The following is a 17,010-nucleotide window of genomic DNA, read 5'->3' as shown; positions in this document are numbered from 1 at the left end:
TATAACAACTAAAAACATAATTTATCATGAAAACAGTATTTAATATTGTATTAGTACTCTGTGCTGCTGCATTAATCTACATTTGCTATAGCAGTATTATGGGTCCTATCAATTTTGAAAAAGCGAAAAAGGAAAGAGAGCAGGCTGTCATTGCCCGTTTGATCGACATCCGTAAAGCACAACAGGAATACCGTTCGCTTCATCACGGAATGTACACAGAACATTTTGACACACTGATTGATTTCGTTAAAAATCAAAAATTACCTTTCGTTATGAAAGTTGGTCAGCTGACAGACGACCAATTGGAAAGCGGCTTGACTGAGAAGAAAGCAATGGCAATCATCAACAAAGCTAAAAAAACAGGCAAGTATGATGAAGTTAAGAAAAACGGACTTGAAAACTTTAAGCGTGACACCATGTGGGTAGCTGTAATGGACACCATCTATCCAAAAGGTTTCAATGCAGATTCAATGAAGTACATTCCTTATGGCAACGGTGCTATCTTTGAAATGAATGTTAAAAACGACACAGCTAAATCAGGTGCTCCTGTATACTTGTTTGAAGTGAAAGCTCCATATGAAACTTACTTGGGCGGACTTGACAGACAAGAAATTATCAATTTGAAAGACCTTAATGAAAAACTGGGCAGATACTCAGGTTTGATGGTAGGTTCTATTGACAATCCTAACAATGGTGCTGGTAACTGGGAATAATGATTGATTTTACAAAATCAAAACAATATACTTTATCCATCCGTCTTAGTACGGATGGATTTTCTTTTTCTATCTACAATCCGATTAACGACAATTCGCAGTCGCTGTTCGAAAAAGAGGTAGACACCTCTCTGTCTCTGACAGCCAATCTTAAAAACGTTTTCCACGAATCGGACTTTTTAAGCTACTCCTACAAACGGGTGAACATCATGATAGCCAGCAAACGCTTTACCATGATACCATTGGAACTGTTTGAGGAAGAACAGGCAGAGCTTTTATTCTATCACAATCATCAGAAACGGGAGAATGAAATAGTGATGTACAATATTCTGAAAAAGAATAATGTAGTCGTAATCTTCGGCATAGACAAAAGCACCTATACATTCTTAAATGAACAATATCCCGAAGCCCGCTTCTACTCTCAGTCTACCCCGCTCATCGAGTATTTTTCTATCAAAAGCAGACTGGGGAATAGTAAGAAAATGTATGCTTCAGTACGCAAAGATGCCATTGACATTTACTGTTTCGAACGGGGGCAGCTACTTTTGGCCAACTCTTTCGAGTGCATGCAAACCGAAGATCGTATCTACTATCTATTATATGTCTGGAAGCAACTGGAATTTAATCAGGAACGGGATGAACTACATCTGACAGGCACTCTGTCGGACAAAGAGACATTGATGAACGAACTGAAAAAATTCATTCTGCAGGTATTCATTATGAATCCTGCCAACAATATTGACATGCAAGCCTTATTAACATGCGAGTAATCAGCGGTATTTATAAACGAAGAAGATTTGATGTACCACGTACATTCAAAGCACGCCCTACAACAGATTTCGCCAAGGAGAATCTGTTCAATGTACTTAATAATTATATTGATTTCGAAGAAGGAGTAACTGCACTTGACTTGTTTGCAGGCACGGGCAGTATCAGTATCGAACTGGTATCCCGAGGCTGCGACCGTGTGATCAGTGTGGAAAAAGATCCGGCTCATCACTCGTTTATCTGCAAAATAATGAAAGAAGTACAAACTGACAAATGTCTGCCTATCCGTGGCGATGTATTTAAGTTTATCAACAGCGGACGAGAGCAGTTTGATTTTATCTTTGCCGACCCTCCTTACGCTTTAAAGGAGCTGGAATCGATACCGGAACTAATATTCAAAAATAATCTGCTCAAAGAAGGAGGTTTGTTTGTATTGGAGCATGGTAAGCAAAATAACTTTGAAGATCATCCGCATTTCATAGAAAGAAGAGTCTATGGAAGTGTGAATTTCTCGCTTTTCAGATAAGATAAAAGTATATCAGATAAAGGAAGCATCCTTTTTAAAGCAGCGGAGCCAACAAACGAACGACAGACTCTGCTGCCCTCCTCCTCCACGAACGTTTCACCCAGTTTTTCAGAAAGATCTGTGTACTTTCCCGCTGATCCTGAAGGAATATCTCCTTCATTTCAAGAGCCGTTTCCACATCATACATAAAGGCATTTACTTCAAAATTATGCTCAAAACTACGGAAGTCAACATTGGTAGACCCTACTGTAGAGAGCATATCATCAGAAACCATCAGTTTGGAGTGCAGAAACCCTTTCTTATAAAAATAGACTTTGACACCTGCCTGCATCACATCTGCCAAGTAAGAATGCGATCCCAAATGAGTGATTCGGTTGTCGGCACGTTCCGGCAACATCAAACGCACATCTACTCCTGCCAGTGCAGCTGTCTGCATAGCGGCAAGTACTTGCTCTGTCGGCAGGAAATAAGGGGTTTGCATATAGAAATACTTCTTCGCTCCATTGATCGCCATAGTCAGCCCCTGCATGATTTCTTTCCAGGGGCCAATGGGTTCACTGGTAACCACCTGCACTAATGAACTTCCACAAGATTCTATCTTTGGGAAATAACGTGAAGCTGTAATCAATGTACGGTCAACGAAATACCAGTCGAGCAAAAAGGCCGTTTGCAGACCATGCACAGCCTTTCCTTCTATCAGAATATGGGTGTCACGCCAAATTCCCCATGAGAAACCACGCATATAACGTTCTGCCAGGTTCATACCTCCCACAAAGCCGATACGTCCGTCTATCACGACTATTTTTCTGTGGTTACGATAATTGACCCTGCTTGTAAACAAAGGGAAGCGTACTTTCAAGAAACTCCTGACTTCAATACCTGCATTACGCATTTCCTCGAAAAAGCGGTTAGGTACATGCCAGCACCCCACATCATCATAAATTACTCTTACTTCAACCCCCTGAGATGCTTTTTCGATTAGTACATCCCTTACCAAACGTCCTATAGCATCATCTTCAAAGATATAGTATTCTATATGAATGTGTTGTTTCGCCTTTTGGAGCTCACGAAGCAATGATTGCAATTTGGTATAGCCTTCCGTATAGACAGCAATACGGTTTCCCTCAAATGGAAAAGCTTGATTGGTATGCTGGAAAAGTTGGATAAGGCGGGCATATTCTTCAGGTACATCCGAACAGTCTTGCGCCATGTATTCCGCCATAGGTTTCTTCAAAAGGCGGTCATAACTTTTTTGACCGATGATACGTTCCCGACGCTGACTCCGACCAAAGAAGAAATAAAAACAAGACCGACAATTGGGAGGAAAAGTAATATGAGTATCCATGCCATAGTCTTCACCGGATTCCGGTTATCAAGAATGATAACGACAATCGTACTGATAATGGCTCCAAAATAAACGATATCAAAAGCAACCGTAGCTATCTGGCTAACTAGTATGTTCCAGTCAATCATAGGATACTCCTTTTTTATATGGATACTGAACAACAAATATAAAGCAAATTATCGGATAAACAAAAAAGTCCCGATGGCAAGTCATGTTAGTCATGTTCATTACCATCGGGACTTTCCCGTTTTTATTCAGAGCTAGTCACAATTTAGAAACGCATAGGTCTGCCACCGCCTCCAAAGCCATGTCCTCCTCTAGGTCCACCACCCGGTCCACGTCGATTTGGTGACTTTCCACCCAACGTATTAAAGCGATATACAAAATGTACCATGAAATAACTTCCTAAAGTATTATATTCAGTATCACTCATCATTGTTTCGCTAATCGAACGCGACAAACTACTTTGTTGTTTTAAGATATCATATATTTTAAAACGAATTGTGCCCGAATTATTCTTTAAAAAATTCTTCGAAATTTGTGCATTCCACATCACTTCGTTATTATTAAGCCCACCTGTATATCCATCTTTAAATCGACAATTAATATCTGTGGAAATCGAGACTTGCCAAGGAAGGTTTACATTGGTATTACCTCCAATATAGTAGTCGAATGTTTCTCGATTACTATTTTCCTGTTTACTATTTCTGACCAAATTATAATTAACAGAACCACTTAAGGATATATCAAAAACTTCACTACGATAACTACTGGTAAACCGTTCTCCTAACCCTAAATTATGCGTTGTACTTAGTTCCTGATCTGCATTTTTAGAACTTCCGACACTTGTATAACTTACAGCATCACTAAATCGTGCATTTGTATTAGATGAAATTGTAAATTTCTTGTTCTTCAACGGTGTATTGAATGAAAAAAATCCTCTTGCTTGCCAGTTACCATTTACATTTTCTTTCTTATAAACCCGAGCACCCGTCTGAGGATCATATGTCATTCTATTTGCTACAGAATTCAATGTACTTGTATAATACAAATTAGCAGAATAGCTACGCATAGATTCCGGTACAAACTTTCTATAATCGAGAGTAAAATTATTATTAAATGATGGTTTCAAATTCGGATTACCATATCTTAGGTTCATCGGGTCGGTTATATCAATCACCTCCTGCAGGTCCTCAATGTTAGGTGTACTGCTTCTTCCACGATAACGGAACATTAATACATGTTGTTTATTAAACATATAACGGAACATTACTGAAGGAGCCCAATTCAAAACATTCTGTTCTGGAAGATTCTTCTTATAATTCGGACCAATTGTCGTTTTACTTAAGGATGACTGAGGAGTCACCCCCACTCCTACACTATACATCATCTTAGGGTGAATACCACGTACAGAAACATCAGCAGTATGAGTATCATAGAAATTCTCCACACGTGTACTTAGTTCATTATCATACCCACGCTCTATATATTCAGGATACGGATAGTAGTTAATACTATCATACACTAATGATTGTGATAACTGTTTGCGATGAGCAAATTCATAACGCAACTGCAAAAAGTGATTTTTAAATACAGGTTCTGTATAAGAAGCTGATACACTCCAGTTACGACTATCACTATTTCTGTCTGTATAGCGCGAAATATCAGAAATACTATCCTTTTCGAAGAATTCAGTCTTTGAATCAGAATAAGAATCAGACTCGCTGTCACTATATCCGAAACGTGCACCTAAAGACAAGTTTCGTCCTTTATTGTTCAATCTTCGAAAAGCCATCAAGCTACCATTAAAAGATGCATTATGACTTTTAGAAGAAGAAGCTGCCTCTTTTTCATTAACAGGACTATGCGAGTTATTTTCTGTCTTTGACCAAGAACGACTGCTAGATTCTGTTTGTGAATAACTACCGTTAGGACGGAAAATAATCGTAGTCAATGTGTCAGGTCTCCACTCCAAACGGAAATCAACGCGAAAATCATGACGATTACGATTTGAAAAGTTCTCACTTTGAGCAAAAGAAGATGTTTCCCCCAAAAAAGTTTCTGAAGAGGTTTTGCGACGAGCGTCATTATCAGAATGTCCATATTGTACATTCCCCCCGATCTGCAACTTTTTAGTATCCTTAGCGAAGTTGACTCCCAACGATTGTGCAGTTGTAATACCTGAACCAGCATTACCTCCACCTAGTCCTTGTCCGGCATCACCAAATTCAGAAAATCCCTTATTATTAGTATTATTTGCAGAACCTATAATTGAAAGACTGGCATCATCTTTAAAGCGGCTGATCATTACTCCCCCTTCATACCGATCCTGGCTACCATACCCTGCAATAAGATTTCCAATCCATCCTTTTTTCATACCTTTCTTAACGGTCAAATCCAAGACGGGCTCTTCATCTCCATCATCAATTCCTGTGATACGTGCCATATCACTTTTTTTATCATAAGCCTTTACTTTCTCAATCATATTAGCAGGTAAGTTCTTCATAGAGACTTTCGGGTCATCAGAAAAAAATTCCTTTCCATCAACCATTATCTTTTTTATTTCCTTACCATTTATAGTAATTTTACCTTCATCACTCACTTCAGCTCCTGGAATTTTTTTCACAAGATCTTCTAACATTGAACCTTCCGGTACAGGGTAAGCCGCTGCAGAATACTCTGTAGTATCAGCTTTTACAGTAACAGGAGGAGCTTCCGCCGTAATCACAGCCTCGCTCAGCATCACTGCATCAGGGTCCAGAGAGATTGTCCCCATTTTCTTTTCAGTCACATTGTTGGATAATTGTACAGGAACGAATTTCGTACGGAAACCGATGTAAGAAACCTTCAACAAATATTTCCCCGCTTTCACTTTAGGGAGCGTAAACCACCCCTTATTACTACTTGCTATACCGGCTGCATAAGCGCTATCCGGCAACGATAACAATTGAATAGTTGCCTGTGCAGCTGGCTCTTTAGAGTCAGATTCGACAACACGCCCCGAAACGGTAATCACCTTATTCTGTGCAAAAATAGAGAAGGTGCATAACAGTGTAAGCACCCACCAAACTGATAATCTTTTCATTTACCTTAATTACGATTAGTAGAGTAATAACAATGTCTTTTTGACAAATAGAATCGTAAAAGGTTTAATTTAATAGAAAATTATCTTTTGAAGAATCGATCAACAAGCGCTTTTTTAAGACCAAACTCCAAACAAAGCACATTAAAGATTAAAAAGGTGAGAAAAGAAGAAGTGTCTACATTGATCACATCTCCTTGCAGAACACGCCACAACATACCACCGAAAACAAACAGAAAAGTCAGAAAGACTGCATTCCGGACTGCCGCATTACGAATCTGTTCCGTCTCGCGGCTTTCATTCTTGCTTAAGGCAAAGATGATCAGCAAGCATCCTGCCATCATCAACAGCTTCGTACATTCCTTGTAAAGCAGCAGGTTATGGTCGGTAACAACTCCTTGCATCACCAAAATAAAAGGAAGAAACAAAGCTACTAACAACACCACATATCCCAAAGGACGACAAAATACAGGAAACAATGCTTTCATAATTGAACGTTTTAACGAGACAAAAGTAAGTAAAAAAAATATTTTATATACATTTGCACCAAGAAAAAGCAAAAGAATCATGAGTAAACAAGAAGTCATTCTCTGCGAAAGCTTGGAAACAAGCCTCGGTCGTGCCATTGAAAGGTGTCCGCATGACAAGTTATTCATCCTCACAGACGAACATACCCAGCGTCTTTGTCTGCCTTCATTGAAAGAGGTCTCGTTTCTGAAAGACGCAGTCGAAATCTGTATCGGAGCCGAAGATGTGCATAAGACACTGGAGACTCTGGCCTCCGTATGGATGGCACTGAGCCAGCAAGGGGCTACACGTCACTCATTGCTCATCAACCTTGGTGGGGGCATGGTAACAGATTTGGGAGGCTTTGCCGCCGCTACCTTCAAACGGGGGATTTCTTATATCAATATACCCACTACACTGTTGGCTATGGTCGACGCATCCGTCGGCGGTAAGACAGGTATCAACTTCAACGGACTGAAAAACGAGATAGGCTCGTTTGCTCCGGCAGACAGTGTGCTGATTGAAACTGAATTCCTGCGCAGCCTCGATGCACAGAATTTCTTCTCCGGTTACGCTGAAATGTTAAAGCACGGATTAATCAGCAATACCGCACACTGGGTCGAATTACTGGATTTCAATACCAATAACATTGATTATGCATATCTCAAAAATATGGTGGGACGATCGGTACAGGTGAAGGAAGACATTGTGGAGCAAGACCCCTTCGAGCGTGGCATCCGTAAAGCACTGAATCTGGGACATACAGCAGGACATGCCTTCGAAAGTCTGGCATTGGCTGAGAATCGCCCTGTGCTGCATGGCTATGCCGTAGCATGGGGAATCGTATGCGAGCTTTACCTGTCACACCTCAAAGTCGGCTTTCCGAAAGACAAGATGCGACAGACCATCCAATTCATCAAAGAGAATTATGGTTCATTCGCATTCGACTGTAAGCAGTACGAACAACTCTACGCATTTATGCAACATGATAAGAAAAATACCTCGGGAACGGTCAATTTCACTTTACTGAAAGAGATCGGAGATATTTGCATCAACCAGACAGCTGATAAAGACACAATTTTTGAAATGCTTGACTTCTATCGCGAATGTATGGGAGTCTGATCTTGAAACTTATTATAATAATGAAGGAGAATGGGATTCCCTAAAAGGTTTCCCATTTCTTCTTTCCCTTTCCCATTCTCCTCTCCCCACATATGCCTTTATTCCCCACAGGCATCTTCTATATTATCCTAAGTTACTCATCCGGTATTGGGACAATGACATTCCGGTATGTTTCCTGAAGAAACGTCCCAAAGACGACTGATTGGCAAAATTTGTTTTCACGGCAATTTCCTGAATATTCATATTCGTATTCTTCAGCAAAGCCTTTATTTCGAGTACGATGTATTCTACAATCCAGTCTTTGGCAGATTTGCCGCTCACTTCCTTGATCACCATCGTCAGGTATTTGGATGTGATACACAACTTATCAGCATAGAAAGCAACATCCTTATTCTCCTTGAAGTGCTTCATTATCAACCCAAAGAATTTATTAGCCAGTTCCTCTTTACGAGTATCTTTTCGGGTAGTCATCAGAGATGCCTCCTTTTCATAAGCATTAAACAATTCCAAATATAAGTATCTTAATAAATGAATAATCAGCTCACGCCTGTATATATCATTAGACGTCACTTTATCCTTTACCATTCCAAAGAAATTCATCAACCGCCGGGTATCATTTTCGGTCTGAGGATACCAATAATGGGTCCTCATATAGAAAAAGAAATGCGGTGAAAAGCGAGGCACACCGCTCAGCGCATCGCTGAACATTGTAGGCGACACCACCAACGTAGTAGTCAGAAAATCATCACTGGCCTCGGTGAACGAAACGAATTGTCCCGGCAACAGAATAATCAATTCCTGCGGCTGTATCCAATGCGAATCATCATATACATTAAGCTTGGCCTTTCCGCTGAAGCAATACACGACCAAAGCAGACTGAATATTAGAAGGATAAACGCTTAGGGGAAGATACTTCAAATTCTGAAAATACTTAAAATCATCACCTAAGACATAAGCTTCTAACGTTTCTCTATTTTTATTATACACATTTACCCCCTCATTAAATAAAACTAAATACAAAAATATACTATCCTAAACTACTCTCATGTCTCGTATGCCGATATGGTTTCATTTTAAAGAAGTTACGCACTATCTATTCACTTAATTTCATAAACAAAACCCTGTTATGTTAGTTTGCAACCACCTATATTATTTAGAATTATTATGGACTAAAGGACTTTTTATTCCGCAAACGGAAACTTATCCTAAAATCAGCTAATGGAAAAAAACAGGCTATTTATTTGCTATTTAAAAATAAAGCACTACTTTTGCAACCGCAATTCGGGATGTAGCTCAGCCCGGTAGAGTACGCGTCTGGGGGGCGTGTGGTCGCAAGTTCGAATCTTGTCATCCCGACTACCGACAAAGCATTGATAATCGATGGGTTATTGATGCTTTTTTTATTGAAACGAGAATGAAAGAAGACCCGAAACATATTCACATCAGCGAATACAACTATCCACTACCGGATGAACGAATCGCCAAATTTCCTTTAGCAGTACGAGACCAGTCAAAACTGTTGGTATATCGCCACGGTGAAGTAAGCGAAGATGTCTTCACATCCTTGCCGGACTATCTTCCGAAAGGAAGCCTGATGGTATTCAACAACACGAAGGTGATTCAGGCACGCCTCCACTTCCGCAAAGAAACGGGGGCGCTGATCGAGGTCTTCTGTCTGGAACCGATTCAGCCCAACGATTATGTATTGAACTTCCAGCAAACGGAACACGCTGCCTGGCTCTGCATGATCGGTAACCTGAAGAAATGGAAAGACGGAGCACTGAAACGGGAGATGACGGTAAAAGGTTTCCCGATCACTCTGACCGCTACCCGTGGAGAATGCAGGGGCACCAGCCACTGGATTGATTTCTCCTGGGACAATCCGGAAGTAACCTTTGCCGATATCCTCGAAGTGTTCGGAGAACTGCCGATTCCCCCATATCTGAACCGGGATACGGAAGAGAGCGATAAAGAAACTTATCAGACCGTTTATTCCAAAATAAAAGGCTCGGTAGCCGCACCGACAGCCGGACTGCACTTCACTCCCCGTGTACTGGAAGCATTGCAGGAAAAAGGCATCGATCTGGAAGAACTGACACTTCATGTAGGCGCGGGAACCTTCAAGCCCGTGAAAAGCGAAGAGATAGAAGGACATGAGATGCATACGGAGTATATCTCCGTCAATCGGGCTACGATCAAAAAGCTGATCGATCATGACGGTTGCGCTGTTGCTGTAGGCACCACTTCGGTGCGTACGCTCGAAAGCCTGTATCACATCGGAGTAACATTGGCGGAAAATCCCGATGCTACGGAAGAAGAACTGCACGTCAAGCAATGGCAGCCATACGAAAAGTATGATCAGATTCCGCCTGTAGTCGCACTGCAAAAGATTTTAGGTTACCTCGACAGGAACGGGCTGGAAGCCCTTCACAGCAGTACGCAGATTATCATAGCTCCGGGATATCAGTATAAGATAGTGAAAGCGATGGTGACCAACTTTCACCAGCCGCAAAGTACGCTGTTACTTTTGGTTTCCGCCTTCGTGAAGGGAAACTGGCGCACAATTTATGATTATGCGCTGGCGCACGATTTCCGTTTTCTGAGCTATGGAGATTCTTCTCTGCTGATACCGTAAACCAAAAAGTAAAAACAACTATGCCAAGCGATAATAATCAAGAAATGTTTCCCATCGTAGACGAACAGGGAAACATCACCGGAGCCGCCACACGCGGAGAATGCCATAGTGGAAGCAAGCTCCTTCATCCTGTCATCCATCTTCACGTTTTCAATTCGAAAGGAGATTTATATCTGCAGAAACGTCCGGAATGGAAAGACATCCAGCCCGGAAAATGGGACACAGCCGTTGGCGGACATATTGACCTGGGCGAAAGCGTAGAAATCGCACTCAAACGGGAAGTCCGCGAAGAACTAGGCATCACGGACTTTACTCCCGAACTGCTAACCAGCTATGTATTCGAATCGGATCGTGAGAAAGAACTTGTCTTTGTTCACAAAACTGTTTACGACGGTGAACTGCACCCCAGTGACGAACTGGACGGCGGACGATTCTGGACCATCGAAGAAATAGAAGAAAACCTCGGAAAAGGTATTTTCACCCCCAACTTCGAAGGGGAATTAAAGAAAGTATCCCTTATTCCGTCTCTTTTCCCTGCTCCTACTCCTGCTCTATCCAAGTAACGATTTTCTCCGAGAGCGGACTCTCTTTGGGGGCCACAAAGCCGACCCAGTTTCCGTTCTCGTCAATCATAAACTTCTGAAAATTCCACTGGACGGGCGCATCTTCTTTGCCGTTCAGTTTCTTTTCCGTCAGCCATTGGTAAAGTGGCGCCATATCTTTGCCCTTGACGGAAATCTTGGCCATCATCGGAAAAGTAACGTCATACTTTAAGGAGCAGAACTGAGCGATCTCTTCATTGCTTCCCGGTTCCTGTCCCATAAAGTTGTTGGCAGGAAAGCCGATGATTACAAAATTCTTATCCTTATATTTATCATATAGCTCTTGCAGTTTGGCATACTGTGGCGTCAGTCCGCATTTGGAGGCTACATTTACTACCAGCACTTTCTTTCCTTTCAAAGAAGAAAGCGGAAATTCCTTACCATCAATCGTGGTCACATTGAAATCGTAGAAAGACTTATTCTGCGCTTCCAGAGAGATTGCACATACCATTGTTATAACCATTAAGATAAATGACTTCATACTGAATATATATTTAGTTTGTTATATAATAAACGAGGTTATGCAAAGAAATGTTCTGCCGTAGCATGAGATTGCTTGTTTCTTCGTATCCATGCCGAATGGCTCAACAACGATTCAGTTATAAGCTAAATTGTCAGTCCATATAAATCAAGCATCAGTATCATATGGGGCAAGCGTTGGTTTCCTCGGAGGAAACGCCAGTTCCCTTTAAAAGGAACGGTCGTCTCCATTATAAGGAACGACCGTTCCCTCACCGGGAAACGACAGTTTCCATTACAAGAAATGACAGGAAACTATAAGTCATTGAGATCTAACCACATAGAGTTCTATCGATAATGTTATAGAGTTTATGTTCATGTCCAAACATGTTTTGAGTCAAATGATAGTCAATAGTATCTCTATTCTCCTCCTTCGGGAAGGAGGAGAATAGAGATAGAATCGACTTTTTAGTCTCCCCCCCAATGGAGATACTGCTGTTTGATTCATTTTTCATTCGATTTAGTAATGCTCAATGTTTCGTCTCACCTGACGTAGCGCCCGGCTTCAACTCTTTGCGGTGACAATAAAAAACTAAGTTCCGCCTATTATCACCCTATTGTCACCTCTTATTATCACCCTTACCATTCTAATTTGCAACGTATTAAGTCGCAAAAGTGACAAGTGACAATAAAAACGCTGCATAAAACGTTGTGGCGAATAACCAAAGGAGGTTCAAACTCCTTGATTCGACAGACAACAGCCCTTCACGTTCAGACCTTGATTTCGTCATTTCACCTGTCAATCTTTCCGCTTCATCCTTTCCCGATAATCACGGATAAGGATAGTCCGTAACTTTGTAACATGAAACAATAACACTGTAAAATCATGTTTAAAGCTATCGTACGTTTTTCGATCAGGAAAAAACTATTCGTAGGGTTAACCACCCTCTTCCTGTTTATCGGGGGAATCTATGCCATGCTGACGCTCCCCATTGACGCCGTGCCGGACATAACCAACAATCAGGTGCAGATTGTAACCGTATCTCCTACGCTTGCGCCGCAGGAAGTGGAGCAGCTCATCACCATGCCCATCGAAATAGCGATGAGCAACATCATGAATGTAGAAGATATCCGTTCCGTCAGTCGCTTCGGGCTATCAGTGGTAACGGTCGTCTTCAAGGAAGACGTGCCCACACTCGATGCCCGCCAGCTGATCAACGAGCAGATACAAACCGTATCCGGCGAAATCTCCCCCGAACTGGGAACACCGGAAATGATGCCGATCACCACCGGACTGGGCGAAATCTACCAATACATATTGAAAGTAGCTCCGGGATACGAAGAGAAATATGACGCTATGGAACTCCGTACCATTCAGGACTGGATGGTGAAACGCCAGTTATCGGGCATACCGGGCATCGTGGAAATAAATAGTTTCGGAGGTTATCTGAAACAATACGAAGTGGCGGTAGACCCCGACGCCCTGTTTTCACTGAACATCACCATCGGCGAAGTGTTCGAAGCACTGAGCAGCAACAACCAGAACACGGGCGGAAGCTACATCGAGAAAGCAAAGAATGCCTATTACATCCGTTCGGAAGGGATGATCACCCGCATCAAAGACATCGAGCAGATCGTGGTAGCCAACCGGAACGGGATTCCCGTACACATCAGTGACGTAGGCACTGTCCGCTTCGGCGCCCCCAAACGTTTCGGTGCGATGACGATGGACGGAAAGGGCGAATGCGTAGGCGGAATTGCCATGATGCTGAAAGGCGCCAACGCCAATGTAGTGACGCAGGAACTGGAAAAGCGGGTGGAAAAGATACAGCACTTATTGCCCGAAGGCATCAGCATCGAACCGTATCTGAACCGTTCGGAACTGGTCAACCGGAACATCTCCACCGTCGTCAACAACCTTATTGAAGGAGCCATCATCGTCTTCCTCGTACTTATTATCTTTCTGGGCAACGTCCGTGCCGGGCTGATTGTAGCTTCGGTCATCCCGCTGGCTATGCTTTTCGCATTCATCATGATGCGTCTTTTCAACGTGACCGCCAATCTGATGAGCCTCGGCGCCATCGACTTCGGTATTGTGGTAGATGGTTCCATCGTCATACTGGAAGGTATCCTGGCACACATCTACAGCAAGCAGTTCCGCGGACGGACACTGACCCGCAAAGAGATGGACGAAGAGGTGGAAAAAGGCGCTTCCGGTGTAGTCCGCTCGGCTACATTCGCCGTACTGATTATTCTCATCGTGTTCTTCCCGATACTGACTCTGAACGGAATCGAAGGAAAATACTTCACTCCAATGGCCAAAACACTGGTGTTCTGCATCATCGGCGCCTTGATCCTGTCGCTGACATACGTCCCTATGATGGCGTCGCTCTTCCTGAAACATACCATCGTAGTGAAGCCGACACTTGCCGACCGATTCTTCGAGCAGCTGAACAAACTCTACCAGCGTTGCCTGCATGCCTGCCTGCATCACAAAGCACGCACCGTAGTCATTGCTTTTGCCGCACTGATCGGCTCCCTCTTTCTCTTCACCCGTCTGGGTGCCGAGTTCATCCCGACACTGGACGAAGGCGACTTCGCCATGCAGATGACCTTACCCGCCGGAAGTTCGCTTTCGGAAAGTATCAAACTCTCCGAAGAAGCGGAAAAGACATTGATGGATCAGTTTCCCGAAATCAAGCACGTAGTGGCGAAGATCGGTACGGCAGAAGTCCCCACCGACCCGATGGCAGTGGAAGACGCCGACGTGATGATCATCATGAAACCTTTCAAGGAATGGACCAGCGCAACGAGCCGAGCGGAAATGGTAGAGAAGATGAAAGAAGCGCTCGAACCCCTCTCGGAACGTGCCGAGTTTAACTTCTCGCAGCCGATACAGCTCCGGTTCAACGAGCTGATGACAGGTGCGAAAGCCGATATTGCAATCAAGTTATACGGCGAAGACACGCACGAACTTTATCAGAGGGCAAAGGAAGCCGCCACGTATGTAGAGAAAGTGCCGGGGGCAGCAGACGTCATCGTAGAGCAGACGATGGGATTGCCTCAGCTGGTTGTCAAATACAACCGCGGCAAGATAGCCCGTTACGGCATTAATATCGAAGAACTCAACACGATTATCCGGACAGCCTATGCCGGGGAAGCCAGCGGTGTGGTTTTCGAAAACGAACGGAAGTTCGACCTTGTCGTACGTCTGGATCAGGAGAAAGTGGCAGACTTAAATCTGGACAAGCTCTTTGTGCGTACTTCCGAAGGCATTCAGATTCCGGTCGGCGAGGTGGCAAGCATCGAACTTGTCAGCGGTCCGTTGCAGATCAACCGCGACGCTACCAAACGCCGCATCGTGATTGGTGTGAACGTACGCGACGCGGACATTCAGCAAGTAGTAGCCAACATCCAGAAGACACTGGACAAGAACATCAAACTGCAACCGGGCTACTACTTCGAATACGGCGGTCAGTTTGAGAACCTGCAAAACGCCATCAATACGCTGATGATCGTCATTCCGGTAGCACTGATGCTGATTCTGCTGATCTTGTTTTTCGCTTTCAAGAACATTACTTATACATTGATGGTATTCTCCACCGTCCCGCTGTCACTTATCGGAGGTATCGTAGCCCTCTGGCTGCGCGGACTCCCGTTCAGCATCTCGGCAGGAGTCGGTTTCATCGCCTTGTTCGGTGTGGCTGTACTGAACGGTATCCTGATGGTGAACCATTTCAACGAACTTCGTAAACGAAATAAATATGCTATGACTACCAACCGAATCCTCACTCTGGGCACCCCGCATCTGCTGCGTCCCGTATTCCTCACCGGACTGGTCGCCTCGCTGGGATTTGTCCCGATGGCAATCGCCACTTCCGCCGGTTCCGAAGTACAACGCCCGCTGGCTACGGTCGTCATCGGCGGACTGATTATCTCTACCGTGCTGACTTTGCTTATCATTCCGGTATTCTACAAGATTGTCAACTCATTCGCTGTATGGAGACGTCCCGGAAGCAAGTTTCATCTGCCGTTCTTCGTCATCCTGCCGTTGTTACTGCTGATTCCTTCTTTCGCCTCAGCGCAGCAACCGGAAGCGGTCAGTCTGGAACAGGCCATCGAGATAGCCAAACAAAATCATCCGAGACTGAAAATAGCCGCCAACGCCATCCGTCAGGCAAAAGCCACTCGCGGAGAGATTGTCGAGGCAGCTCCCACCTCATTCAGTTACTCATGGGGACAACTCAACGGAGAAAACAAGCAAGACAAGGAACTTGCTTTCGAACAGAGCCTCGGTTCGCTGCTGACTCCGTTTTACAAGAATGCACTGGTCAGCCGACAGGTAAAGACAAGTACTTATTATCGCCGGATGGTGGAAAAAGAAGTGATAGCGGAAGTAAAACGGGCATGGGCTTATTATCAATATGCCGCTAACCTCTGCTCCATGTACCGTGATCAGGACAAGATGGCGGAAGAGTTGAAACGTATCGGCGAAATACGTTATCAACAAGGAGAAATCACCCTGCTCGAAAAGAACATGATGACGACTACCGCCGCCGATCTGCACAATCGCTGGTATCAGGCACAGGAAGAGGAAAAGACGGCACTGGCACGTTTCCAGTGGTGCTGTTATGCCGACAACCCGATCGTGCCGGCAGATTCGACCTTGTCTCTCTTTTATACCACTCTTTCGGACGGTAATCTGTCCGAAGCGCATACCGGATACTTCCAGAGTCAGGCGGAAGAAGCGAAAGCAATGCTTCATGTAGAACGCAGCCACTTCTTTCCGGAGATCAGCGTAGGGTATACCCGTCAGGACATTCTTCCCTTGAAGAATCTGAATGCATGGATGGTGGGAGTCTCCTTCCCCGTTTACTTCCTGCCCCAGAAAAGCAAGGTGAAGCAAGCCAGACTGGCTGCTGCTTCGGCACAGATTCAGGCGGATGCCAACATCCGCGAACTTCGCAATAAGGTAATGGAACTGGAAGCCTCTCTCCGACGATACAACGAGAGCCTGCGCTATTATACTACTTCCGCTCTCAAAGAAGCGGAAGAACTGACCAAAGCCGCCAACCTGCAACTGCAACAGAGCGAAACGGGCGTTGCCGAATACATACAGTCCGTCACGACGGCACGGGACATCCGGCGAGGGTATATCGAAACCGTTTATCAGTATAACATTGCCGCTCTGGAACATGAATTGTTTGAATAAATGGAGAGTTTTAATGAACAATTTCCCTGTTAATATAGA

At 43.8% G+C, this 17,010-nt stretch carries 11 protein-coding genes, 1 tRNA gene and 1 pseudogene; 8 read left to right on the top strand and 5 right to left on the bottom strand.

Annotation, left to right across the window (positions count from 1 at the left end; translation table 11 throughout):
• Positions 1-26 precede the first annotated feature (26 nt).
• The 3 genes from HMPREF9007_RS16930 to HMPREF9007_RS16940 are packed head-to-tail and all read left to right on the top strand — an operon-like array spanning position 27 to position 2,007.
• On the top strand, positions 27-713 hold the full coding sequence (locus HMPREF9007_RS16930; RefSeq protein WP_008760896.1) for a hypothetical protein: 687 nt from the start codon (positions 27-29) through the stop codon (positions 711-713).
• Positions 713-1,483, top strand: coding sequence for a DUF3822 family protein (locus HMPREF9007_RS16935; protein ID WP_008760895.1), 771 nt, complete (start codon positions 713-715; stop codon positions 1,481-1,483). Before HMPREF9007_RS16930 ends, HMPREF9007_RS16935 begins: the two co-directional genes overlap by 1 nt.
• Positions 1,474-2,007 (top strand): RsmD family RNA methyltransferase, encoded by a 534-nt coding sequence (locus tag HMPREF9007_RS16940; protein WP_008760894.1) that lies wholly within the window; start codon positions 1,474-1,476, stop codon positions 2,005-2,007. Before HMPREF9007_RS16935 ends, HMPREF9007_RS16940 begins: the two co-directional genes overlap by 10 nt.
• A gap of 34 nt (positions 2,008-2,041) precedes the next feature.
• Here the strand turns inward: HMPREF9007_RS16940 and cls are convergent.
• The 3 genes and pseudogenes from cls to HMPREF9007_RS16955 all read right to left on the bottom strand — a co-directional run bounded on the left by cls (position 2,042) and on the right by HMPREF9007_RS16955 (position 6,922).
• Positions 2,042-3,480, bottom strand: a pseudogene (gene cls, locus HMPREF9007_RS16945) (cardiolipin synthase).
• 143 nt (positions 3,481-3,623) lie between these two features.
• Positions 3,624-6,437, bottom strand: coding sequence for a TonB-dependent receptor (locus tag HMPREF9007_RS16950; protein WP_008760893.1), 2,814 nt, complete (start codon positions 6,435-6,437; stop codon positions 3,624-3,626).
• A gap of 80 nt (positions 6,438-6,517) precedes the next feature.
• Positions 6,518-6,922, bottom strand: coding sequence for a hypothetical protein (locus tag HMPREF9007_RS16955; protein WP_008760892.1), 405 nt, complete (start codon positions 6,920-6,922; stop codon positions 6,518-6,520).
• A gap of 79 nt (positions 6,923-7,001) precedes the next feature.
• Between HMPREF9007_RS16955 and aroB the strand changes: the two genes are divergently transcribed.
• Complete coding sequence (gene aroB, locus HMPREF9007_RS16960) at positions 7,002-8,063, top strand: 3-dehydroquinate synthase (protein ID WP_008760891.1); 1,062 nt, start codon at positions 7,002-7,004, stop codon at positions 8,061-8,063.
• 123 nt (positions 8,064-8,186) lie between these two features.
• Here aroB and HMPREF9007_RS16965 read toward each other — a convergent pair whose 3' ends face one another.
• Positions 8,187-9,050, bottom strand: a complete 864-nt coding sequence (locus tag HMPREF9007_RS16965) for a helix-turn-helix domain-containing protein (protein ID WP_008760890.1) — start codon at positions 9,048-9,050, stop codon at positions 8,187-8,189.
• A gap of 295 nt (positions 9,051-9,345) precedes the next feature.
• Between HMPREF9007_RS16965 and HMPREF9007_RS16970 the strand changes: the two genes are divergently transcribed.
• The 3 genes from HMPREF9007_RS16970 to HMPREF9007_RS16980 all read left to right on the top strand — a co-directional run bounded on the left by HMPREF9007_RS16970 (position 9,346) and on the right by HMPREF9007_RS16980 (position 11,261).
• A tRNA-Pro gene (locus HMPREF9007_RS16970) sits at positions 9,346-9,419 on the top strand.
• 58 nt (positions 9,420-9,477) lie between these two features.
• The gene (locus HMPREF9007_RS16975) at positions 9,478-10,698 is read left to right on the top strand and encodes an S-adenosylmethionine:tRNA ribosyltransferase-isomerase (RefSeq protein ID WP_008760889.1); all 1,221 of its coding nucleotides are present in this window, start codon (positions 9,478-9,480) and stop codon (positions 10,696-10,698) included.
• Positions 10,699-10,718: 20 nt separating this feature from the next.
• Positions 10,719-11,261: an NUDIX domain-containing protein gene (locus tag HMPREF9007_RS16980; protein WP_008760888.1), complete on the top strand. Its 543-nt coding sequence runs from the start codon at positions 10,719-10,721 to the stop codon at positions 11,259-11,261.
• Here HMPREF9007_RS16980 and HMPREF9007_RS16985 read toward each other — a convergent pair.
• Entirely contained in the window at positions 11,239-11,781 is a 543-nt protein-coding gene (locus HMPREF9007_RS16985; RefSeq protein WP_008760887.1) for a glutathione peroxidase, read from the bottom strand. The genes HMPREF9007_RS16980 and HMPREF9007_RS16985 overlap by 23 nt on opposite strands.
• 864 nt (positions 11,782-12,645) lie before the next feature.
• On the opposite strand from HMPREF9007_RS16985, the gene HMPREF9007_RS16990 reads away from it, so the two are divergent.
• Positions 12,646-16,971: a CusA/CzcA family heavy metal efflux RND transporter gene (locus HMPREF9007_RS16990; RefSeq protein ID WP_008760886.1), complete on the top strand. Its 4,326-nt coding sequence runs from the start codon at positions 12,646-12,648 to the stop codon at positions 16,969-16,971.
• Positions 16,972-17,010: the final 39 nt, after the last annotated feature.

The organism is Bacteroides sp. 1_1_14 (genome assembly GCF_000162515.1).
GTDB classification, from domain to species: Bacteria; Bacteroidota; Bacteroidia; order Bacteroidales; family Bacteroidaceae; genus Bacteroides; species Bacteroides thetaiotaomicron.
Note: the sequence above shows the minus strand (reverse complement) of the source record. Positions and strands in the feature narration are given on the sequence as shown.